Here is a 22,086-nt window from a genome sequence, read left to right as displayed (position 1 = left end):
TGGTTAAATTAAAATACAGGGAAAGCGTTTTATGCCTTTTCTGTAAGTGCTTAAAGTTAATTAATTCAATTTAATGTCGATTGATTAAATTCCGTATCCTTCATTTACACATTTAATTCCTGAAAGATCAGATAACTTTTCTATTTTTTTGTTTTGAAGATTAACCTTCCATGCTGCTTCAATTTCAGTGTAATATTCTAGATCAGGATCAGTTTCTTTATATTTTATTCGAGCAAAAATTCTAGAGTCAGCAATATCATTTTTATCACATAACCCCACAGAAATAAATTCATATTTTGATAAATTATTTAAGTGAAGTGTATCTAGAATTTGAAATTTTTTTCGAGGTAATCCAGTCTCTATAATTTTTTCAAAAACTACCAATCTAGACTCTTCTTTCTGCAATACGATTACAGCATATTCCCATTGACTATCTTTATAATTTATTACTGAAGAGGAGTTATGTTCATAATTCTTAAATTCCTTAATTTCTAAAATTTCTTGGTAGTTTACATCAAAAATTGTTTTTAAAGAGTCAGGAGTTTTGTCTAAGGATTTTTCTTTTTTAGCACTAGTAACCACCTTTTCCTCATTCTTGTCTTTTTGTTTTGTAGAACATGAGGTTAAGATAAGTAATACTAAACAAGTAGCGATTTTTTTCATATGCAAATAGATTCTGGTAAAGTTTTATTTCTATTCAAACTCAATAGATAATAATTCGTGATTAACCGAATTAAATAATAAAATCATTGAAAGAGCGGCTTTTTCTCTTACTTGTGCAATATATACTGAAGTTATTTTACCGAATTGTTTGGTGTCTCTTAGAGTAAATCCTTGAAATTCAGATTTTTTTATAACCCCGTATTTGTCTTTCAAGTCCACAAATAATTTAGCTAACACTTTTTTTTCAAGTAAAATAGATTTGTTGAATGTATCTGCTAAAGCATCAATGTTATCCGTTTCAATATAAGCGTTTACCTCTTGTACCTTAGGTATTATTTTTTCAACTCCTTCCAATTGTTCATCTGAAAAAACATAATCTGAAGTTGTATCATCGTTAAGCGTAATTTTTACTCGAATTTGATTATAATTTGACTTTTCATCTTCTAAATTTGAGTAAAATAAATGAGCAATGTTACCTGCATGAGATTTAGCTCTTTTTTTATTTTTTTCAAGTAAATCACTCTTCTTCATTTCAAGCTCGAAGAAATTTTTAGTTTCTCCATTCTTGGTTTCGAATCCTTTAGATCTATGACATTTTCCGTTATAAAAATTTAAAACCTCTTTAATTGCTTTAGATTCTTTTTCGGTAACAGCAACATTTCCTGTGCATGAAGAGGCTACAAGAATTACAAATAAGATTACAACTTTAGTGATTGTTTTTGTCATTTTTCAAAATAATTTTTCGGCTTAGAAACTCATTTTCGAATGCGAATTTACTAATAATCTTTAGGTTTACTAATCTAATGAAAGGGAGATGTAAATAACGAGAATGTATGAAGTTCGGTTTGAGTAGGATAATTACTTTAAATAGAATCTAAATTTTCGTGGGGTAATTTAAGAACTCATTAGAAACATCTTGTAATACATAATAATAAAAAATTCGCCATCCTTTATTATTTCCCTGTTTTACGATTAAAGTATCCTTTTTAGTTTCAAACTCCCATTTAGAAAAAGAACCACAGTTTATCGTTGAATAATCGAGAAAATAATTTTTATTTCTTTTATGAATAACAAATCCTATTTTACCTTTTTCTGGATCGAAAGAATTTTTATTTAAAGGTGCATTTCGTTTTTTTGAAAAGCTATAATAAGTTCCGTTGGTATAAAACTTAAAATAGTAGTCATTTTTTAAGTTTATTGTGTCCGTAATTTTAGAAATTTTTTTCGATTCTTCTTCGTACTTATATTTTATTGATTTGTATACACCATGAGTTTTAATATTGACGTGATTAGGGTCAATTCTATTTTTTAAGTACTTTTTATATAACTTAGAACTCCGTAGTCCCTTTTGATTGGTTAGATAAAGATCACATTTGAAACACGAACAAAGCGTTAATGATAGAATGAATATAATGAGATATTTAAACATTGATCAAGTAATATTTTCATTAACCATTCATCTTAACAAGCTTAGTCATCATCTTATGATATTCTTTTGCGACTAATTTTGGCAACCATTTTTTTAGAAAAAACTTAGTTTTTGCATCTGTAGGATGTATGATTTGAAATTTTCCTTTTGCTGCTTTATCCAACGTAATTTCTGCTACTTCATCTGCATTTGTTTTGGAGTATTTCATTTGTTTTTCGGCATACCCTTTCATTACTGGAGAACTTGCATTTTCCATAATATTCGTTTTGAAAAACGTCGGAGTTAATACACTTACTTGAATATTATAGGGCTTTAATTCATGGTGTAATGATTCTGATAATGAATAAACCGCAGCTTTTGATGTGCTGTATGCGGACATAGCAGGCGCATTCATAAAACCAGCAGAACTACCTACGTTAAGTAACAATCCTCTTTTTTGTTTGATTAAATGAGGTGAAAAAAAATGACAACCGTAAAAAGTTCCCATAAGATTAATCTCTATCATCTTTTCCCATTTGTCCACAGGATAATCTTTAAATAAAAGACCATCGCCAATTCCTGCGTTATTAATGACCACATCTACGGATTCGGTGTTTTTAAATACTTCTTGAACAACTTTTTCAAATTGATGCTTATCGCCAACATCTAATGTATATTGAAATATTTTTTCATTTGTTTTTAAATCTCCAACTACATTTTTTAAAGCATTTTCATTGATATCACTTAAATGAAGTGTCCAATTATTTTCAGAAAGTACTTTAGCAAAAGCTGCGCCCAATCCAGAACCTGCTCCAGTAATAAAAGCAATTTTGTTAGGATATAAAGCATTCAATTTTTTTAAATTCATAAGGGGTGTTGTTAGAAGTTACTTTTTACGTTTTATAATATTTTCACAAGTTTTGATAAGGTAAATAGAGATTAACCAAAAGTTTTTAAAAGCTTTGTTTTTTGTATATCCTTTTGAGTATCTGAAGTAGATTTGTTGAACAATTCCTGCGAGTCGGAATAATCCGTAAACTCTATAAAAACGGAAATCTTCAATTGTTCTGCCTGTTTGTTGGCAATAGTAATCTATAATTTCTTGTCTGGTTAACATACCAGGAATATTACTCGGTTGTCTTCTGATGGATTTCACGAAGAAATCATCTTGTTCTTGCACCCAATAGGCTAAGCTGTTTCCTAAATCCATTAAAGGATCACCGATAGCAGCCAATTCCCAATCTAAAACACCTAGGATATTTTCTGGATCTGACGGATCGATTACAACATTATCTAATCGAAAATCATTGTGAATTATACAAAGATTTTCTTCCTTCGGCATATTGTTTTCTAACCATTGTCTGACCTTTTTCCCTGAAGGAACATTCCAAGTTTTAGCATTTATATATCGTTTATTCCAACCTAGAATTTGACGTTCAATATAGCCTTCACCTTTTCCTAAATCTTGTAATCCTTCTTTTTTGTAATCTACATTGTGTAAATGAATCATTTTATCCCAGAAAGAATAGCATATTTTTCTTACCGTATCTTCGTCCCAATGAATTCCTTTGGGAGGATTTTTTCTAAGAATAATTCCTTCCAATCGTTCCATCAAATAAAAGGTAGATCCTAATACAGATTCGTCTTCACAAACAGCAATCATTTCTGGAACATAAGGATAATGAGGTTTTAATTTTTGCTGCAGTTTAAATTCTCTTGGCATATCATGCGCTCCTGCTGCTTTTTTTCCAAGTGGTGCTCGTCTAAGAATAATATCATGCTGATTAAACTTTAGGCGATACGTCCAATTTGACGCTCCTCCTGAGAATTGTGTTATTGTAGGATTATCATCAATAGTTGGAATATGATTTTTAATCCAAGGTAATAAACTCTTAAGGTCTAATTCCTCACCTGAGCGTTGTTGTTTTTCAAGATCTTTAATTGTGTTCGACATTAGCTCAAGTATTTTTTAAATTCAAGTCTAGAAATCATTCGTAAATGAACTTCGTCTGGTCCATCAGCTAATCGTAAAGCTCGAGCTTGTATAAAGAAATTAATTAAAGGAAAATCATCTGATAATCCCGCTCCTCCATGAATCTGCATAGCCATATCACTCACTTCTTGTAAGACGTTAGGTGCAACTACTTTTATGGCAGAAATTTCAGTCATGCTATTTTTTACACCATGTTCATCAATTTTCCATGCTGCATAATGTGTTAGTAATCTAGCTTGATCTATTGCAATTCTTGCTTTAGCAAACTGTTCAGAATTTCCACCGAGTTTAGCCAAAGGTTTTCCGAAAGCTTGTCTGGTTCCACTTCTAATTATGGCTAATTGTAAAGCACGTTCAGCTGCGCCAATACAACGCATACAATGATGAATTCTTCCTGGCCCTAATCTTCCTTGTGCAATGGCGAAACCAGCTCCAAAATCCATAATTAAATTCTTTTTAGGAACACGTACATTGGTAAAATGAACTTCACCATGTCCAGCAGGAGCATCATATACGCCAAATGTATTTTGCATGCGCTTAATTTCTACTCCAGGTGTATCCAATGGAACTAACACCATACTGTGCTGTTTGTGTTTTTCTTGAGAAGTGTCGGTTTTTCCCAATACAATTGCCAACTTAGCCATAGGATGTCCTAATCCTGTAGACCACCATTTCTTTCCATTGATTACAATATCGTCTCCATCTTCAATTATGGAGGTTTCTATATTTGTTGCATCAGAAGAAGCCACATCAGGTTCTGTCATACAGAATACAGATTTTATTTTTCCATCAAGTAAAGGCTGTAACCATTCTTTTTTCTGATCATTGGAACCAAAATGATACAGTACTTCCATATTTCCTGTATCAGGAGCATTACAATTAAAAATTTCTGCTGCATTGTAAACACGTCCCATTTCTTCTGCGAGTGGCGCATAATCAAGTACGCTTAATCCTTGTCCTAATTCGTTATCAGGCAAGAACAAATTCCATAAACCAGCTTCCTTAGCAAGCTCTTTCAAATGTTCTAATTTGGGGTGTTCTGTCCATTCTTTCCAGTTTCCCGAAGAATTATGTTGTTTGTAATATTGAGTAAATTCATGTTCTATTGGATATACATGTTGCTCCATGAACTTTTTTAGTCGACTTAAATAGTCTTTAGATTTTTGAGAAGGACTGAAATTCATAAGGATATAGCTTAAAATTTTCTCAACATTTTTAATGTGAAAAACGGCATTAGTAATTTGAAAAAACGCCAAGGCCAAAAAGGAACAAAGGCATTTGCTTTTTCTTTATTGATGGCTTTGACTAAAAGTTTAGAACCTTTTTCTAAAGGAATCATAAACGGTGGAGGTTTACCAATAGAATCTGTCATTTCAGATTGAATATATCCCGGAAATATGGTAGAAACATTAATTGGTTTTTTCAAAACATCTGCTCTAATTCCTTCGGCTAAACTTCTAACACCTGCTTTTGTGGCTGCATAAACTGACATTGCTCTTGGATAACCTCTGAAAGCAGACATAGAGGAGATTACAACTAAATGGCCAGAGTTTTGTGCTCTAAAAATTTCCATAGCCGCTTCCATTTGATTTAAGGCACCGCAGAAATTTGTAACAGCAGTCTGCATATTCTGGTTTGCAAAGCCTTTTCCAATAGAAGCTCCTTTTCCCATTCCAGCATTCACAATTACTCTATCTAAAGTTCCGTTTTGAGTTTTAAAATCTTCATTGAAGCTATTGAAAACTGAAAATACATTTTCTTGCTTAGTGACATCTAAAGGTCGAATAAAAACAGAGATATTACTGTTAATGTTAAGTAGTTCTTCTTTAAGAGCTTCGAGCTTTTCTGTACGCCTGGCACATAGCGCTAAATTGCAGCCTTGTTTGGCAAATTCTATGGCCATTCCTTTTCCTAAACCAGAACTAGCTCCAGTAATGAGTATGTTTTTTCGATTCACAATAGTTGAATTTGAGTTGAATACTCTAAAAGTAAGGAATTGAAATGGCTTATTTTTTTACTTATGTTAAAAAAGAAATTTATGTTTTGAAATTTTGAGGTTTTTCATAGACTTAATGAGAACCATTAAAAAAATCTTGAAATTTTATTTTTTAGATGAAATGAAAAGTAATTATCTCAGTTGTTATAAAATTTAAAAATCTCTAACTTTTTTTATATCTCCATTTGGATAATATTTTATCCATTTATCAATTTTTTTACCATTCATTCGCTTACCTTCTTTAAATAAGAACCAACCGCAAATTTCAGGTGAGAACTGATATTTCTTTTCATGTACAATTATATCATATGACTTATTGTAACTTAAAAATGCATCCAAATCTTTCTCATTAGTATCTATGCTGATAGCTTTTGTCTCTTCCATTAAATTACCGAAACTATCATAGAATTTCGATTTAAGTAATATTCCGAAATTATCATAGTACATTTCTTCTGCTATTCCACCACTGTAATGATATCTTATATGTTTTCCTGCTGCTACTGTATATTGATATTTATTGGTTAAATACGTATAATAAAACCCGAATTCTTTCTTATTACCATTTTTATGTTTTGTGTTAACAAGAATGGTATCAGATGGCTTAAAAATGTAAGTAATTTCTTTAAATCTTTCAGTATGTTGAGCGGTTACAGAATTAATAATAAGCATTATTAACCCTATTAAAAGAGCTTTCTTTTTCATTTATTGTAATTATGAAAAATGTATTCGGTTATGATTTTTTACTGAAATACATTTTTAAATGTCTCCATTCTCTAATAATAGTAAGCTTAACTCTATAATCTAAGTTTAACTTTCGTTGAAATGATGAATTATGCGATTTTCTCAATTCTTCAATTCCTTTCTCTAAATCAATATCGGCATTAATGAACTCTAGAAACTTCGGAAAATCTTGTTCAATAGTTTCTAAGTTAATTGTCATTTTTTTTGATTTATCCAATAGGAAGTACTCGATATTAGTATTTACGGTATCAACATAATCATAACAAGCTTTTAATCTCATTTTTTTAGATAACTTTTCTACCGGGTTCATTCGAACACCATCACAAAAAGCATCAATAATACTTCCAGGAAGATAAAATCTTTGAAAAAAACTATTGGCTGTTTTATCTCGATCTCTTTTTAAATGGATGTAAATCGCATCATCACCAAAATATTTATTTAAATGACCTAAACTCCAAGATAACCTATTGTCAACTTCAATATGATTATTAGGAAAATTAAATCTTTCGTTACCAAAAACATCAGCTAATGATTCATGACTTGTAGTAAAATTTCTAATGTGTTTGCAAGCATTTACAAAAGATAGAGAACCACTTCTACCGGTACAAAGGACAAAAACTCTCATTTATTTAAACTCCTAAAATTAACTTAGCAATAGTGAAATAAATTAATATTCCAAAAATATCATTACTTGTTGTAATAAACGGACCTGTAGCAATTGCAGGATCGATACCACGTTTGTCTAGAAATAATGGAATAAATGTACCAATTAAACCAGCAACAATAATTACTACAACTAAAGAAACGGAAACAGCAAAAGAGGTTTGTAAATCGTTATTATAAAACCAAATGAAAATGAAAAGAACAATAGCTAATGCAATCCCGTTTAAGGTAGCTAATAGCATTTCTTTGATTAAACGTTTGTTTATACTTCCTTTTACATCATCATTCGCTAAACCTTGTACTATAATTGCCGAAGATTGTACTCCAACATTTCCAGCCATTGCAGCAATCAATGGAGTGAAGAAAAATAACACAGCATTTTCTTTGAAAGAATCTTCAAATCCGCCCATAATTAAAAAGGCTCCAATTCCTCCAATTAAACCTAAGAATAACCAGGGTAGACGTGCTCGAGTAAGTTCTAAAATAGTATCGTCGGCTTCAACATCTTGTGTAATACCGGCAGCTAATTGGTAATCTTTGTCTGCTTCTTCCTTAATTACATCAACAATATCATCAATTGTAATACGTCCTACTAAAATCCCTAATTCATCAACAACAGGAATGGCTTCTAAATCATATTTACGCATTTTATTAGCAATATCTTCAGCACTGTCATGAACATTTACAAAATCTACTCTTGGAATATAAATATCCGCAATTTTAGACTTTGTTGAAGCCATTAATAAATCTTTTAATGACAAACGCCCTTTTAGTTTTCCGCTATCATCAACTACATAAATAGAGTGAACTCTGGTAACTTCTGTGGCTTGAGCTCTCATACGAGTAACACAACCTAAAACAGACCAGTTTTCGTTTACTTTAACTAATTCCTTAGCCATTAAACCACCAGCAGAGTTTTCATCGAAACGCAGTAATTCAACAATTTCCTTGGCATGCTCCTCATCTTCAATTTGTTGCATTACCGCTTCCTTACGTTCTTCTGGAAGTTCTGCAATTACGTCGGCCGCATCATCAGTATCTAACTCTTCAATTTCTTCTGCAATTTCCTTTGCAGATAATTGTTCAAGAATTTTTTCACGAACATCATCATCAACGTCCATTAACACTTCAGAAGTAGTTTCACTATCTAATAAACGAATAATGTATAAAGCTTCGTCAAAAGATAATTCATCTAAAACTTCAGCGATATCGGCGTGGTGTACGTCAGTAAATAAATCAGAAAGCGCATTGTCTTTTTGATTTGCGATTAAGTTGGAAACGTTTTTAAGAAGTTCTTTCGTTATTTCTATCGCCATGACTTGCAATTTTGTCCGTCAATTCTATAAATTCTTGTACCGATAATTGTTCGGGACGCATGGCAAATATAGGGTCTTGTTTTAAGTTATCCGAGAGATTCATAGATTTTAAACTGCTTCGAAGCATTTTTCTTCTTTGGTTAAATGCAGTTTTAACTACTCTTATAAATAATTTCTCATCCACAGGTAATGTGTAATTTTCTTTTCGAATCATACGCATTACACCAGAATCTACTTTTGGTGGTGGATTGAATACAGTTGGAGGAACTGTAAATAAGTACTCAACATCATAAAATGCTTGAGCAATTACAGAGATAATTCCATAGGCTTTACTTCCTTTTTTTTCTGCAATTCGTTGAGCTACTTCTTTTTGAAACATACCCGAAAATTCAGGTACAAGATCTCTGTTTTCTATCGCTTTAAAAACAATTTGACTCGAAATATTATATGGAAAATTACCAATGATAGCTATAGGCTCTCCGTTGAATAACTGTTGTAAGTTTTGCTTTAAGAAATCTCCTTCTATAATTTGAAAGTTATCACTCGAAGTGTCCAGTTTGATGTGTTCAACTGGAAAAGTGTCCTGTAAATAAGAAACAGATTCCGAATCGAGTTCTAGCACAGTTACTTTAGGTTTCTTTTCTAATAGATATTTGGTTAATACTCCCATTCCTGGACCAATTTCCAATACGTTATTGTAACCAGTTTCAGTTAAAGTATCTGCTATTTTTTTAGCAATATTTTCATCTGTCAAAAAATGTTGACCTAAATGTTTTTTTGCGCGTACACTCATGCTGCAAAGATAGCAAGTTATAAAGAGCTTTCTTGAAATAGTTGCTGCGTATAATCTAATAATTCTGAATTACCAGATTTTCCATGTCCAGGGATAACAATTTTAATATTTGGATATGTAGATTTTATCTTTTGTATCGTGTTGGACCATTCGGTAATATTAGCGTCAGCTAAATTACCTTTGGGTGCATTTAAACTTTTAACTAAACATCCACCAAAAAGAACATTGTCAGCAGGGAAGTAGGCTACTATATTATCTTTAGTGTGACCTTCTCCCATAAATGAAACAAGAACTTTTGTGTTTCCTAGTTGAAATTCTTTGGATGAATCGAATCCGTTTTTAGGTAGACTAGAGTTGTTGTTTTTAGCTAGTTCAATGGTTTTTTCTGAAGCATAAGATTCAACGTTGGCATTATGAAACTCTTCCAGCGTATCTAAACAGTCAATGTGAAAGTGAGTTGGAACAATTGCTATAATCTCTGAATTGAGTTCAGATTGTACCCAGGTAATTAACTCTTTTGTAGCTTTCTTACCAACAGGAGTATCAAAAACAATTGCTTTTCCATCATTAACCATTACTGCACCATTACAAGGAACATCTCCAAAAGATTTTGTTTCTAGAGTAGAGGTGTGTTGCCAAACATGTTTCGATACTTTGGTGATTTTTATCAAATCAGAAGAAAAGTTTTGTGTTTTGTTTGCGCAATTCAATAAAAAAACTGTCGAAAATAAAAGAAATACATTTTTACTCATAATACTTAGTTCTGTTTAAAAAGTAAACATCGTCACGTACCTCTTTTCTCCATTTTTCGCCGTATTTATTGTTAAAGTATTTAAAAATTGTTTGATTGTATTGTTTCATACATTCGAAATCTTCTATTATACAGCCAAATATGTGATACTTAAAATTGTATTTCTTTTCATGATTAGCTTCATCTTTAAAATGAGAGATCGCTATTCCACCTAATACTATAAGTCTTATATTGTTGTTCTTAATATCTTCAAGTGCTTGAGTTTTTGTGAATTCACAATTTGAATTGTAAATTATATTGAAGTTTTTAATTGATTTGTTCTTAATCTGAATCTTAAATTTATTGTTTATGCTTCCGTCATAAACATACTTAAGCGTATATCTTCCTTTTTTTAGGTTTTTAAATTCAAAAAAACCTAAACTGTCTGTTTCAATAATATGATAACCTGGTTTTAATTCTAGTACCAAATCATTACTGGGCAGTGTGTCATTACCTACAATCACTTTGGCGTAACCAGATAAAGAAAACGTTCCTTTTTCTTGAGAAGATAAAATTAAACTTAGGCAAAGAAAAAATATGTAAACGATTCGTTTCAGCATTCTTAGTTACTCGCAACTATAGGAAAAAACTCTTCAACTACTTTTAATTCAGTTCTAAAAGCAACCATTTTATCAGCAAAACGTTTCATTCCGTCAGAACGAAGTTTTTCGGCATCATGTTTATAGTAATTGTCTAAATCTTCTCTTGTTTTTGCAGTGTATTGAATTGAATAAGTTACTCCGCCCATTTCTTCTTCTACTAAAACTTGAGTCATTTTTGCACTAGTAAATCTTCCTGTTGCTAGTACTTCTGGTATATGAGATTGCATCCAAGTTAACCACTCCTTTTCAACCGTCTCGTCAATATTAATTGTTACGTTGTATATATACATTCCTTTATTTTATCTATGTTAAATAGAGTCCCCTCTTAATTTTCTAAATTTCTTTCGTGCATCTACCAAATATATACTTGATGGAAAATCAAAAATAATTTTTTGGTAATATTCCTTTGCTTTTTCTAAGTCTTTTATTTCGTTCTCGTACAAACCAGCCATTAAATAATAAGCGTCGTCGGCTAAAATTCCTTCCTTTCCTAACGCAATAATTTGATTATAATTCTCAATGGCTTTATTAATTTGTTTTGTTTTTACAAACAATTCAGCTTGCTTGAATAAAGCTTCATCTTCAATAGGCTGACCTTTATATTTTGAAAGGATATCTTTTAGTACCGTTAGAGATTCAGTCGTTTTGTTTTGAAAAGCTAACAAATCCGCTTGCGCATATTCTTTTAATCCAGAAGGTACACTATCCTTTGGTTGGTTATCAGATATAACTAAGAATAAATCAGCAGCATCGTTGGCAATTAATTGTGTTGCAGAACCTTTTAATACTTTTAATTGTGCTTTTGCCCATTTAAAATCATCTTTAAAATATGAGGTTTGAGCAACTTTATATCTCGCCAATTGCCCAAGTTCATGATTTTTGAACTGAGTTTGGATTTGAGAATAGTAGATTAAAGCTTTATTGAATAAACTTTGATATACATGAACATCAGCTAACTTTAATTTAACTCTTGCTTTTTGAAATTTATTGGCAGCAAAAGGAAGCGCTGTTTCCAATACTTTTTTTGCTTGCTCAGGTTTATTCTTTTTAAAAGTCAGATAATCAGCATGTGCAACTTGAATAGAGAATGTATTACTGTTGATTCCAAATTCCTTAAAAACTCCATCAAACTTCTGCTCAACTTCAGGATCATTTTGTTTTACTGCAATTTGAAGATTCATACGAATTGCATTGAATTTATCTCGCTGATAGTTGGTTTTTTCAATAGTAAAATCAAAACATTGCTTAGCCGTATCATAATCCTCATTATCGAAAGCAATTTCTCCAAGTTGGAAAATACTAATTAAGCGATCATTGTTCCTTTGATATAAAGCCTTATTTTGGATAAAAGCTTTTCCGTAATCCTTCTGTTTGATAAATAACCAACGTAATAAATCATTCCATACGTCTTTTGGATTACTAGCAGACTTGCGTAAAAGTGCTTTTTTAAATAAAATGTTATTTTCATCTTCACTATCGTCAGAAATGTAACGTGCACAACTACGTTTAACAATACTTAAATAATTGTCATTTTTATCTAGATAATCTACATATTCGTTAAACATGAATTCAAAATCTCCTTTCTCACCATAAATCTGAGCTATTTTAAAACCATAATTAGCATTGGAGTTGAATTTCGAAGTTTCTTTGTATGCTTTAACAGCAAGATCTAATTTATTATACTCTTTAAATAATCGTCCAATCGCACCGCCATAACCTGGTTCTTTTGTTATTGAATTTAATGCTTCTTGATATAGCTTTTCTGCTTCTTTAGTTTTTTGTTGTCGTTCGTAATTGTAACCTAACATTACTTTTAAAGTAGCAAGTTTAGGTATTCGTTTTATTTTTTGTTCAAGAAGTTTTTGTGCAGCCTCAAATTTCGTTGTTTCCTGATAGCAACTTATCAGACGTTGTAAGTACGTAGTGTTATACGGGCTTCGATTTACTAAGTCTTTATATAGTTGAGTTGCTTTTTCGTATTCACTATTTCTGAAATAATTTTCTGCCAGTGCAAAAGAACTTGACTGTGCTTGGGTAAAAACGCTAAGAACCAGAAGGGTTAGGAATAGTAATCGAAATCTCATCAATCAAAAATAAGGAAGATAAATGTTAAATTTTAATTAAAAGTGATGGTTTTTTTTGAGGTAAGTGTAATGTTTTGGCACGGAATTTGTCTTATACATAGAAACTAATACAAATTTATTATGAAAAACATAACTAAACAATACGAGCAGTCGAATAGAAAAGCAAAGGAGTTTATGAAAAACGGTCAAATATCACAGTATTTTGAGGCTTTGCTTGAAATGAATAAATACAAAAGATTAATGATGGCAATTGCTGCCAATTAATATATACATTGTTTGAAGAAATCCAGTTATCAGCGGCGCGCACTGATCACTGACTTCTAAAAACTTTTTAATTTATAATATCAAAACCACAATAAGGAACTAATACTTCAGGTATTTTAATTCCTTCTTCAGTTTGGTAATTTTCAATAATTCCAGCAAGTACACGAGGTAAAGCTAATGAGCTTCCATTTAATGTGTGTACTAATTGATTTTTTCCTTCACTATTTTTAAAGCGTAGTTTTAAACGATTTGCTTGAAACGTTTCAAAGTTCGAAGCAGAACTAATTTCTAACCAGCGTTCTTGAGCAGTTGAATATAATTCAAAATCGAAGGTTAAAGCAGAAGTAAATCCTGTATCACCACCACATAATCTTAAAATACGATACGGTAATTTTAATTCTCTCAATATTTCTTTGATGTGTTCAACCATACCATTTAAGGCATTGTATGAATTTTCAGGATGTTCAATTCTAACAATCTCTACTTTATCGAATTGGTGTAAACGATTTAATCCACGAACGTGAGCTCCATAACTTCCAGCTTCTCTTCTAAAACATGGAGTATATCCTGTTAAAGCAACTGGTAATTCATCAGCTTTCAATAAATCTCCACGAAATAAATTCGTAACAGGAACTTCAGCTGTAGGAATTAAATATAAATCATCACCAGTTACGTGATACATTTGTCCTTCTTTATCTGGTAATTGTCCGGTACCAAAACCAGAAGATTCGTTTACCAAATGAGGAACTTGAACTTCTTTGTAACCAGCAGCTGTATTCTTATCTAAAAAATAATTGATTAACGCACGTTGTAAACGAGCACCTTTTCCTTTATACACAGGGAAACCAGCACCAGTTATTTTTGCTCCTAAGTCAAAATCAATAATATCATATTTCTTAACTAATTCCCAGTGAGGTAAAGCTTTGTCGCCTAAATCAGGAATAGTTCCTTCTCTAAAAACTTCTTCATTATCTTCTTCATTTACTCCAGCAGGAACAGAAACATGAGGAACGTTAGGAATTTGATATAATAGTTCTTGTAATTTATCAGTTACAGTATGCAACTCTTCAGTTAACGCTTTTGATTTTTCCTTTAACTGTCCAGTTTTTTCCTTTAGTAAATTAGCTTTTTGAACTTCTCCAGACTTGAAGAAACCACCAATTTCTTTGGATAATTTATTCGATTCAGCAAGTGTTTCGTCTAATGAAACTTGAGTAGCTCTTCTAGTTTCATCTGCATTTAATACTTGGTCAAGAATTTCTTCAGCATTAGCAAAATTTCTTTTTGCTAATCCGTCTAAAACAGTTTGTTTGTTTTCTCGAATAAATTGAACTTGTAACATGTTGTTTAAAAATTTAAGCGACAAAGATAAAAGAAGCGCTACATTTAAACAACGGCTACTTACATATTATTATTAATGAATTCTAAAGAAGCGAGTTTATCTTGTTTTAACTGGTCGGTAAGAGCTTCAAGTGAGTTGAATTTTTCTTCCTCTCGTAGAAAATAAAGTAATTCTATTTCGATAGTTTGATTGTATAAATCTTCCGAAAAATCGAAATAATTCACTTCAATTGTTTGATGACTTCCATTTAAGGTAGGACGATTACCAATATTCATCATTCCATAGAACGTTTTTGAGTCAATTGAAGATTTTACAACATAAACCCCGGCTTTAGGAATTAATTTATAATCTTCTTTAACTTCTATATTAGCAGTAGGGAAACCTATTGTATGTCCAATTTTTTTACCATCAACAACCTTTCCTTTGATTGTAAAATGATATCCTAAATAGTTATTAGCGGTTTTAAGAGCTCCTTCTTTCAAAGCTCTTCTGATTTTAGTTGAACTTACGGCTACGGTATCAATATCTTGTGCAGGTATTTCTTGAACTTCGAAGTTATAGATATGAGAATATTCGGTGAGTTGTTCGATATTTCCTTCTCTATTTTTTCCAAAATGGTGATCGTATCCAATAATGAGTTTAGATACATTTAATTGATTCACTAAAATATCTCTAACAAAATCGAGTGCTGTTAAACGAGAAAACTCTTTACTAAAAGGATGGATAATTAAATAATCTAACCCGGTTGCTTCAAGAAGTTTTTTTCTTTCATCAATGGTGTTGATAAGTTCAATAGAAGCCTCTTTTTGAAGAACCATTCTAGGATGAGGGAAAAAAGTTAGTAAAGCAGACTTCTTATTATTATCATGTGCTTGCTTCACTAAATCTTTTACAATTTTCTGATGACCAATGTGAACACCATCAAAAGTACCTATAGTAACATAGGTTTCATGTGTTGGTGTGAAATCAAAAATAGAATGGACTGTCTCCAAATTGAATTTATATTTTAAGGCAAATTTACAAGTTAAAATAGCAATATTTTATTTTAAGTCATAAAATGTGAAAATGATAAAAAAACGCTCTGAATAATGTGTGAATAGTAATAAAAACTGACAAAATATTTTATGAATGAAAAAAAATTGTATTTTGCGATATAGTTAACAAATTATTTACATTATGATAAAAAAGTTATTATTGGCTGCGTTTACATTGTTTTGTAGCTCATTAATGATGGGACAAACTACCGTTTCGGGAACGGTAAACGATGCGACACTTGGAGGTCCTTTACCAGGGGCCGACATTAAAGTTTCTAGAAAGGCTGTGGGAACAAACACAGATTTTGATGGAAAATTTACTTTAACTGTTACAGATACACCTCCTTTCACACTTGAAATTTCTTCTTTAGGGTATCAAACAGTAACAGTAGAAATTACTAAAAACAACCAAGTTGTAGAAGTTTCTTTAAAGGAGAATGCTACAGCGTTAGATGAAGTTGTAATTTCAGCTTCTAGAACACCAGAACGAGTTATGGAATCTCCTGTAACTATTGAAAGGTTTGACTCTAGAGCAATTAAAAACACTTCTGCACCTTCTTTTTATGATGGTTTAGAAAATTTAAAAGGTGTTGATATTAACACGAACAGTTTAACGTTTAAGTCGGTAAACACTAGAGGATTCGCAACTTTTGCTAATACACGTTTTATGCAATTAGTAGATGGAATGGATAACTCTTCACCTGCATTAAACTTTGCTTTAGGTAATTTATTAGGATTATCTGAATTAGATGTTAAGAGTGTAGAATTACTTCCAGGTGCATCTTCTGCATTATATGGAGCAAATGCTTTCAACGGTATTATGTTCATGAGAAGTAAAAGTCCATTTGATGATCAAGGTATAAGCTTTGTTTTCAAAACTGGATTGACATCTCAGGATGCTGCAGGTAATAACGAATTTTATGATACAAGTATTCGTATGGCTCACACTTTTGACGATTATTTTGCAGCTAAGGCGACTTTATCATATTTAAAAGGAACTGAATGGTTTGCAACTGATGATAGAAATACGTTAAACGGAGACTATACTTTTGGGGATAGAGATTCAGATCCAAATTATGATGGTTTAAATGTTTACGGAGATGAAGTTGCTACCAGTTTAGGAGGGGCAATAGGAAACGTAAGTAGAACAGGTTACGACGAAAGAGATTTAATGGATTATGATGCTAGAAGTATGAAATTCGGTACATCTCTTCACTATCGTCCTTGGGGTAATGATCGTTTAGAGATTATTTGGAATTCTAAATTTGGTAGAGGTAATACTATCTATCAAGGGGCTAACCGTTACTACATAAAGAATTTCTTTATGGAGCAACACAAGTTAGAGTTTAGAGGAAAGTATTTCTTCGTAAGAGGATATCTTACTTCGGAAGATGCAGGAGATTCTTATGATACCCGATTTACAGGTATTAATATTAATAATTTATGGAAATCTAATCAGGATTGGTTTGGTGAATATGCTGCAGCTTATCTTGGAGCAGTACCTGGTGTAACAGCTTCTAGTCATCAAGCGGCAAGAGCTTTTGCTGATAGAGATAGGTTAATTCCTGGAACTGCAGAATTCCAAAGTGCATTTGAACGAGTAACGTCTGATCCAGATTTAGCTACAGGTTCAAAGTTCCAAGATCAATCGCAAATTCGTCATGTTGACGCAAATTTAAACTTGAAAGAGTACATTGACTTTGCAGAAATTCAAGTTGGAGGTTCTTACAGAGAATATTCTTTAAACTCAAGAGGAACAATTTATACTGATTTTGATGGTCCTATCACTTATGATGAATACGGATTATATACACAAATGCAAAGGAAACTTATGGACGACAGACTTAAATTAACTGGTTCTGTTCGTTATGATAAAGCACAAAATTTTGACGGAAACTTCTCTCCTAGAATTTCTGTTGCATATGCTGCGGGTGAAACTAGAAACCACAACTTTAGAGCATCTTTTCAGACTGGATTTAGAAATCCTACTACACAAGATCAATATATTGGGTTAAACGTTGGTAGAGCATTCTTAGTTGGTTCAGCTGCAGACAATTTAGATAGATATAATACTCCTCAAATTGATTTAAGTGATAATGGAGAGGCTATTGTTGGAGCAGGTAGTGTTTCTTTACCTGGTAGAGTGGCTTATGAAAACGCATTCTCTTTAGAGTCTGTTTTATCTGGTAATCCAGTTTCTGCTAATGCTGGATTAGTAAAACCAGAAAAGGTTACTGCTTATGAAGTAGGTTATCGTGGAGCTATTCCTACAGGAGATAACAAGTTGAGTGTTGATTTAAGTGTTTATTACAATGAATACGAAGATTTTATTGCTGTAGAGAATGTTCTTGTTCCATTATATGGTAAAATTGATTTTTCTGATACTGTACCAGGAACAACAACTCCTTTAGCTCAAGCTGCTTTAGCAAATGGAGATACAACAATTTTTAATGCTTACACAAATTCAAATGCAGATATTAGTTCGTATGGTGCTACTTTAGGTTTAAACACAAAAGTGTTTAATGGATTCAATGTTGGATTAAATTATACATGGTCTAAGTTTGACTTTGATCAAAGTTCTGATCCAGATTTCGAACCTGGATTTAATACTCCAGAGCATAAGGTGAAATTCCAGTTTGGACATACAAATCTTTTCGAGAATTTTGGATTTAACGTGAATGTTAGATGGCAAGATGAGTTTTTATGGGAATCTACTTTCCACGATGGTATGGTAGACGCCAGAACTGTTCTTGATGCTCAAATGAATTATAAGATTCCTTCTCTTAAATCTGTGATTAAATTAGGAGGAGCGAATTTAACAGGACAAGAATACTTTAGTGCACCAGGTATTGGAGCAATCGGATCTCAGTATTATATTTCTTGGACAATTAATAACTAAAAAAGATGAAAAAAAATATATTAAAATATAGTTGGTTATCTATTGCCTTATTAGGATTAGTAGCATGTGATGTTAACAATGATTTAGAACCAATTGCAGGACCAGATGTTCCTCAAGTTGATCTTACTACAGGGAACTTAAACTTTTCAAGTTACGTTGCTGTTGGAGCATCGTTTACAGCAGGTTTTACCGATAATGCTTTGTTTATAGCTGCTCAAGAGAGCTCTTTTCCAAACATTATGAGTCAAAAGTTCCAAATGGCAGGTGGAGGTGACTTCGTTCAACCTCTTATGAGTGATAATATTGGAGGGTTACTATTCGGTGGTACAATGATTCAGGGACCTAGATTGTATTTTAATGGATCTGGACCAGCTTCTATTGGTGCTATGCCAACGACTGAAGTTACAACGAAATTACCAAGTAACAACAATAATTATGGCATTCCAGGTGCAAAGAGTTTTCATTTCGTAGCTCCTGGATATGGTAGTGTTAATGCAGTGCCATTAGGACAGGCAAATCCATATTTTGCTAGAATATCTTCTAGTACGGGAGCAACGGTTCTTGGAGATGCAATGGCAAATGCACCAACTTTCTTTAGTCTTTCTGAAATCGGAGGAAATGATGTTTTAGGTTATGCCTTAGGTGGTGGTGCTGGAGTCGATCAAACAGGGAATCCTGATGCTACTTCATATGGACCTGCTGATATTACTGATCCTACTCTTTTTGCAGGGGTTGTTAATCAAATGGTTACAACATTAACTTCAAATGGAGCACAAGGTGTAATAGGGAATATACCATATATAACTACATTAGCACATTTTACTACAGTGCCTCATAATCCTGTTCCTTTAGATGCCGCTACTGTTGCTGGTGTGAATCAAGCTTATGCAGCATATAACCAAGGTTTACAAGGTGTTTTAGATGCTAAGAACGCAGGTTTATTACCGCTTCAAGTGATTGCTTTATTAGATCAGGCAGGTTTTGATCAAGCAGAAGTTGATAAACGTCAAATAAACTTTACAGAAGGTAATAATGCTGTTGTTATAATGGACGAATATTTAACAGACTTAACTGCGGTTAATCCAGCTTTAGTTAGTATGCGTCAAGCTACCCAGGAAGATTTGTTAGTTTTACCAAGCTCATCGTTTATTGGAACTTTAGCTGACCCTAGTAATCCAGCAAGTGTTAATGGTGTTGGTGTTCCTTTGGCAGATAAATGGGTTTTGACTCCTGAAGAGCAAAATAATATTAGAGTGGCAACAGATGCATATAATACAACGCTTAAAAGTGTTGCAGACGCAAATGGTTTAGCTTTTGTTGATTTTAATGTGGTTCTTCAAAATGCTTCAACTGGAGGTCTTGAATTTGATAGATATACCTTAACTACAGACTTAGTGACTGGAGGATTAATTAGTTTAGATGGTGTTCATTTAACTGGTAGAGGATATGCATTAATGGCTAATAAATTCTTAGAAGCTATAGATGCTCAATATTCGAGTAATTTTGCTTCGGCTACTGATGGATTGGCAAAAGCAGATGATTATCCTACAAATTATTCACCTACGTTTAGATAAGAGAGTAAATTTAACACAGATAAATAAAAAGGTTGGGATTAATTTCCCAACCTTTTTATTTTTTGTCTTTATCGTTTTGGATTATATATTTTTTATACTTCCCATCTTTATATCTATAATAGATAAATGTAGGCATTAATATAAAAGACATATATAAAACTCCTAAGCCCATTACTATTTGAGCTTTTTCATGTTGTGTATTTAGTAGATATATCCCAGTAATCATCCATATAAGAAAGATTACAAATAATATTTTAAGTATCGTTTTCATTCAATTATAATTTAGTGCAAAAATAAAAATCCTGTTAATAGATTACTAACAGGATTTCTAAGTTTATTTAAGTGTAGTTTCTTACATTTTCATTAACCAAGCACGCATATCAACTTCTTCTTTAATTATGGCTCTTAAATCGTCGATTTTTACGCGTTTTTGTTCCATGGTATCTCTGTGACGAATAGTAACAGTATTATCTTCTAAAGTATCATGATCTACTGTAATACAGAAAGGAGTTCCGGCAGCATCTTGTCTTCTGTATCTTTTACCTACAGAGTCTTTATCTTCATACATAACCGTAAAATCCCATTTTAAATCGTCTACAATTTTACGAGCTAATTCAGGTAAACCAGAATTATTTACTAAAGGAAATACAGCCACTTTCGTAGGCGCTAAAACAGCTGGTAGCTTTAATACTGTTCTTGTTTTTCCGTCACCTATTTCCTCTTCTTGCAAAGAGTTCGAGAAAACAGCTAAAAACATACGGTCTAATCCGATTGAAGTTTCTAACACATATGGTACATAACTTTTGTTTTCTTCATGATCGAAATACTGTAGTTTCTTTCCAGAAAATTCTTCGTGTGCTTTAAGGTCGAAATCAGTACGAGAGTGAATTCCTTCTAATTCTTTAAATCCAAATGGGAACTTAAATTCTATATCCGCAGCGGCATCAGCGTAATGTGCTAATTTCTCATGATCGTGGAATCGGTAATTATCACTTCCTAATCCTAATGATAAATGCCATTTTAAACGACTTTCTTTCCAGTGTTTATACCATTCTTTTTGAGTCCCTGGCTTGATAAAGAATTGCATTTCCATTTGTTCAAATTCACGCATTCTAAAAATAAATTGTCTTGCTACAATTTCATTTCTAAATGCTTTTCCTGTTTGAGCAATTCCAAAAGGAATTTTCATTCTACCTGTTTTTTGAACATTTAAAAAGTTTACGAAAATACCTTGCGCTGTTTCAGGACGTAAATAAACTTTCATAGAACTATCTGCTGAAGCTCCTAATTGAGTTCCGAACATTAAGTTAAATTGCTTTACATCCGTCCAGTTTTTAGATCCTGTTAGAGGATCCGCTATTCCTAGTTCTTCAATTAAGGCTTTTACATCAGCCAAGTCTTCATTTTCTAATGATTTAGCTAATCTAGAAAGGATAGTATTTATTTTTTCTTGATAACCTAATACTCTTGGGTTAGTAGCTAAAAACTGATCTTTATCAAATGAATCTCCAAATCTTTTAGCAGCTTTAGTTACTTCTTTATCAATTTTAGCTTCAATTTTAGCGCAGTAATCTTCAACTAAAACATCAGCTCTATATCTTTTTTTAGAATCTTTGTTATCTATTAAAGGATCATTAAATGCATCAACGTGTCCTGAAGCTTTCCAAGTTGTTGGGTGCATTAATATAGAAGCATCGATACCAACGATATTCTCGTTCATTTGTACCATTGCTTTCCACCAATATTCTCTAATATTCTTTTTTAGCTCAACTCCATTTTGAGCATAATCATAAACAGCACTAAGACCATCATAAATTTCAGATGATTGAAATATATAACCATATTCCTTAGCGTGTGAAATAACCTTTTTAAATTGATCTTCTTGTTTTGCCATAATACTGCAAAAATATAATATGGTTTGAAT

At 32.1% G+C, this 22,086-nt stretch carries 22 protein-coding genes; 3 read left to right on the top strand and 19 right to left on the bottom strand.

The annotated features are described in order from the left end of the window. Positions 1–84: 84 nt before the first annotated feature. The 15 genes from ABNT61_RS11000 to ABNT61_RS10930 all read right to left on the bottom strand — a co-directional run bounded on the left by ABNT61_RS11000 (position 85) and on the right by ABNT61_RS10930 (position 13,049). Entirely contained in the window at positions 85–663 is a 579-nt protein-coding gene (locus tag ABNT61_RS11000) for a hypothetical protein (protein WP_348743244.1), read from the bottom strand. A 30-nt stretch (positions 664–693) separates the two neighbouring features. Next, positions 694–1,389 carry a hypothetical protein gene (locus tag ABNT61_RS10995; protein ID WP_348743243.1) on the bottom strand — a complete coding sequence of 232 codons (696 nt, stop codon included), beginning with the start codon at positions 1,387–1,389 and terminating at the stop codon, positions 694–696. Between the two features lie 148 nt (positions 1,390–1,537). Beyond that, positions 1,538–2,092 carry a hypothetical protein gene (locus ABNT61_RS10990; protein ID WP_348743242.1) on the bottom strand — a complete coding sequence of 185 codons (555 nt, stop codon included), beginning with the start codon at positions 2,090–2,092 and terminating at the stop codon, positions 1,538–1,540. Positions 2,093–2,111: 19 nt separating this feature from the next. Further along, the gene (locus ABNT61_RS10985; RefSeq protein WP_348743241.1) at positions 2,112–2,939 is read right to left on the bottom strand and encodes an SDR family NAD(P)-dependent oxidoreductase; all 828 of its coding nucleotides are present in this window, start codon (positions 2,937–2,939) and stop codon (positions 2,112–2,114) included. Positions 2,940–2,957: 18 nt separating this feature from the next. Beyond that, positions 2,958–4,025, bottom strand: a complete 1,068-nt coding sequence (locus ABNT61_RS10980; protein ID WP_348743240.1) for a phosphotransferase family protein — start codon at positions 4,023–4,025, stop codon at positions 2,958–2,960. Beyond that, complete coding sequence (locus tag ABNT61_RS10975) at positions 4,025–5,248, bottom strand: acyl-CoA dehydrogenase family protein (protein WP_348743239.1); 1,224 nt, start codon at positions 5,246–5,248, stop codon at positions 4,025–4,027. The genes ABNT61_RS10980 and ABNT61_RS10975 overlap by 1 nt, the downstream gene beginning before the upstream one ends. Positions 5,249–5,259: 11 nt before the next feature. Further along, positions 5,260–6,021 carry an SDR family oxidoreductase gene (locus ABNT61_RS10970; protein ID WP_348743238.1) on the bottom strand — a complete coding sequence of 254 codons (762 nt, stop codon included), beginning with the start codon at positions 6,019–6,021 and terminating at the stop codon, positions 5,260–5,262. A gap of 192 nt (positions 6,022–6,213) precedes the next feature. Next, positions 6,214–6,762, bottom strand: coding sequence for a hypothetical protein (locus ABNT61_RS10965; protein WP_348743237.1), 549 nt, complete (start codon positions 6,760–6,762; stop codon positions 6,214–6,216). A 28-nt stretch (positions 6,763–6,790) separates the two neighbouring features. Then, positions 6,791–7,426 carry a hypothetical protein gene (locus ABNT61_RS10960; RefSeq protein WP_348743236.1) on the bottom strand — a complete coding sequence of 212 codons (636 nt, stop codon included), beginning with the start codon at positions 7,424–7,426 and terminating at the stop codon, positions 6,791–6,793. Between the two features lie 4 nt (positions 7,427–7,430). After that, the gene (mgtE, locus tag ABNT61_RS10955) at positions 7,431–8,780 is read right to left on the bottom strand and encodes a magnesium transporter (RefSeq protein WP_348743235.1); all 1,350 of its coding nucleotides are present in this window, start codon (positions 8,778–8,780) and stop codon (positions 7,431–7,433) included. Beyond that, entirely contained in the window at positions 8,749–9,573 is an 825-nt protein-coding gene (rsmA, locus tag ABNT61_RS10950) for a 16S rRNA (adenine(1518)-N(6)/adenine(1519)-N(6))-dimethyltransferase RsmA (protein ID WP_348724840.1), read from the bottom strand. Before rsmA ends, mgtE begins: the two co-directional genes overlap by 32 nt. Before the next feature lie 17 nt (positions 9,574–9,590). Next, positions 9,591–10,325 carry a subclass B1 metallo-beta-lactamase gene (gene bla, locus ABNT61_RS10945; RefSeq protein ID WP_348743234.1) on the bottom strand — a complete coding sequence of 245 codons (735 nt, stop codon included), beginning with the start codon at positions 10,323–10,325 and terminating at the stop codon, positions 9,591–9,593. Further along, positions 10,318–10,923 carry a hypothetical protein gene (locus ABNT61_RS10940; RefSeq protein WP_348743233.1) on the bottom strand — a complete coding sequence of 202 codons (606 nt, stop codon included), beginning with the start codon at positions 10,921–10,923 and terminating at the stop codon, positions 10,318–10,320. The genes bla and ABNT61_RS10940 overlap by 8 nt, the downstream gene beginning before the upstream one ends. A 2-nt stretch (positions 10,924–10,925) precedes the next feature. Continuing rightward, positions 10,926–11,255, bottom strand: a complete 330-nt coding sequence (locus ABNT61_RS10935; RefSeq protein WP_348711088.1) for a DUF4286 family protein — start codon at positions 11,253–11,255, stop codon at positions 10,926–10,928. A gap of 18 nt (positions 11,256–11,273) precedes the next feature. Beyond that, positions 11,274–13,049 (bottom strand): tetratricopeptide repeat protein, encoded by a 1,776-nt coding sequence (locus tag ABNT61_RS10930; RefSeq protein ID WP_348743232.1) that lies wholly within the window; start codon positions 13,047–13,049, stop codon positions 11,274–11,276. A 120-nt stretch (positions 13,050–13,169) separates the two neighbouring features. On the opposite strand from ABNT61_RS10930, the gene ABNT61_RS10925 reads away from it, so the two are divergent. After that, a complete protein-coding gene (locus ABNT61_RS10925; protein ID WP_348711090.1) occupies positions 13,170–13,313 on the top strand; it encodes a hypothetical protein in 144 nt (47 codons plus the stop codon). A gap of 67 nt (positions 13,314–13,380) precedes the next feature. Here the strand turns inward: ABNT61_RS10925 and serS are convergent, their stop codons facing one another. Both serS and ABNT61_RS10915 read right to left on the bottom strand, forming a co-directional pair. Continuing rightward, positions 13,381–14,655 (bottom strand): serine--tRNA ligase, encoded by a 1,275-nt coding sequence (gene serS, locus ABNT61_RS10920; RefSeq protein WP_348743231.1) that lies wholly within the window; start codon positions 14,653–14,655, stop codon positions 13,381–13,383. 59 nt (positions 14,656–14,714) lie between these two features. After that, a complete protein-coding gene (locus tag ABNT61_RS10915; RefSeq protein ID WP_348743230.1) occupies positions 14,715–15,647 on the bottom strand; it encodes a bifunctional riboflavin kinase/FAD synthetase in 933 nt (310 codons plus the stop codon). Positions 15,648–15,831: 184 nt separating this feature from the next. Here ABNT61_RS10915 and ABNT61_RS10910 point away from each other — a divergent pair, with 184 nt between their 5' ends. Further along, complete coding sequence (locus ABNT61_RS10910; RefSeq protein ID WP_348743229.1) at positions 15,832–18,588, top strand: TonB-dependent receptor; 2,757 nt, start codon at positions 15,832–15,834, stop codon at positions 18,586–18,588. A 5-nt stretch (positions 18,589–18,593) separates the two neighbouring features. After that, positions 18,594–20,162: a G-D-S-L family lipolytic protein gene (locus ABNT61_RS10905; RefSeq protein ID WP_348743228.1), complete on the top strand. Its 1,569-nt coding sequence runs from the start codon at positions 18,594–18,596 to the stop codon at positions 20,160–20,162. A 55-nt stretch (positions 20,163–20,217) separates the two neighbouring features. On the opposite strand, the gene ABNT61_RS10900 is transcribed toward ABNT61_RS10905, so the two are convergent. Both ABNT61_RS10900 and ABNT61_RS10895 read right to left on the bottom strand, forming a co-directional pair. Then, the gene (locus ABNT61_RS10900; protein ID WP_348743227.1) at positions 20,218–20,433 is read right to left on the bottom strand and encodes a hypothetical protein; all 216 of its coding nucleotides are present in this window, start codon (positions 20,431–20,433) and stop codon (positions 20,218–20,220) included. A gap of 81 nt (positions 20,434–20,514) precedes the next feature. Continuing rightward, a complete protein-coding gene (locus tag ABNT61_RS10895; RefSeq protein ID WP_348743226.1) occupies positions 20,515–22,056 on the bottom strand; it encodes a glycine--tRNA ligase in 1,542 nt (513 codons plus the stop codon). Positions 22,057–22,086: the final 30 nt, after the last annotated feature.

It is taken from the genome of Tenacibaculum sp. 190524A05c (genome assembly GCF_964036595.1).
In the GTDB taxonomy this organism is placed as follows: Bacteria; Bacteroidota; Bacteroidia; order Flavobacteriales; family Flavobacteriaceae; genus Polaribacter; species Polaribacter platacis.
Note: the sequence above shows the minus strand (reverse complement) of the source record. Positions and strands in the feature narration are given on the sequence as shown.

Coding starts and splice junctions, on each gene's coding strand:
- ABNT61_RS11000 (WP_348743244.1), bottom strand. CDS start 663: ATGAAAAAAATCGCTACTTGTTTAGTATTACTTATCTTAACCTCATGT.
- ABNT61_RS10995 (WP_348743243.1), bottom strand. CDS start 1,389: ATGACAAAAACAATCACTAAAGTTGTAATCTTATTTGTAATTCTTGTA.
- ABNT61_RS10990 (WP_348743242.1), bottom strand. CDS start 2,092: ATGTTTAAATATCTCATTATATTCATTCTATCATTAACGCTTTGTTCG.
- ABNT61_RS10985 (WP_348743241.1), bottom strand. CDS start 2,939: ATGAATTTAAAAAAATTGAATGCTTTATATCCTAACAAAATTGCTTTT.
- ABNT61_RS10980 (WP_348743240.1), bottom strand. CDS start 4,025: ATGTCGAACACAATTAAAGATCTTGAAAAACAACAACGCTCAGGTGAG.
- ABNT61_RS10975 (WP_348743239.1), bottom strand. CDS start 5,248: ATGAATTTCAGTCCTTCTCAAAAATCTAAAGACTATTTAAGTCGACTA.
- ABNT61_RS10965 (WP_348743237.1), bottom strand. CDS start 6,762: ATGAAAAAGAAAGCTCTTTTAATAGGGTTAATAATGCTTATTATTAAT.
- ABNT61_RS10960 (WP_348743236.1), bottom strand. CDS start 7,426: ATGAGAGTTTTTGTCCTTTGTACCGGTAGAAGTGGTTCTCTATCTTTT.
- mgtE (WP_348743235.1), bottom strand. CDS start 8,780: ATGGCGATAGAAATAACGAAAGAACTTCTTAAAAACGTTTCCAACTTA.
- rsmA (WP_348724840.1), bottom strand. CDS start 9,573: ATGAGTGTACGCGCAAAAAAACATTTAGGTCAACATTTTTTGACAGAT.
- bla (WP_348743234.1), bottom strand. CDS start 10,325: ATGAGTAAAAATGTATTTCTTTTATTTTCGACAGTTTTTTTATTGAAT.
- ABNT61_RS10940 (WP_348743233.1), bottom strand. CDS start 10,923: ATGCTGAAACGAATCGTTTACATATTTTTTCTTTGCCTAAGTTTAATT.
- ABNT61_RS10935 (WP_348711088.1), bottom strand. CDS start 11,255: ATGTATATATACAACGTAACAATTAATATTGACGAGACGGTTGAAAAG.
- ABNT61_RS10930 (WP_348743232.1), bottom strand. CDS start 13,049: ATGAGATTTCGATTACTATTCCTAACCCTTCTGGTTCTTAGCGTTTTT.
- ABNT61_RS10925 (WP_348711090.1), top strand. CDS start 13,170: ATGAAAAACATAACTAAACAATACGAGCAGTCGAATAGAAAAGCAAAG.
- serS (WP_348743231.1), bottom strand. CDS start 14,655: ATGTTACAAGTTCAATTTATTCGAGAAAACAAACAAACTGTTTTAGAC.
- ABNT61_RS10910 (WP_348743229.1), top strand. CDS start 15,832: ATGATAAAAAAGTTATTATTGGCTGCGTTTACATTGTTTTGTAGCTCA.
- ABNT61_RS10905 (WP_348743228.1), top strand. CDS start 18,594: ATGAAAAAAAATATATTAAAATATAGTTGGTTATCTATTGCCTTATTA.
- ABNT61_RS10900 (WP_348743227.1), bottom strand. CDS start 20,433: ATGAAAACGATACTTAAAATATTATTTGTAATCTTTCTTATATGGATG.
- ABNT61_RS10895 (WP_348743226.1), bottom strand. CDS start 22,056: ATGGCAAAACAAGAAGATCAATTTAAAAAGGTTATTTCACACGCTAAG.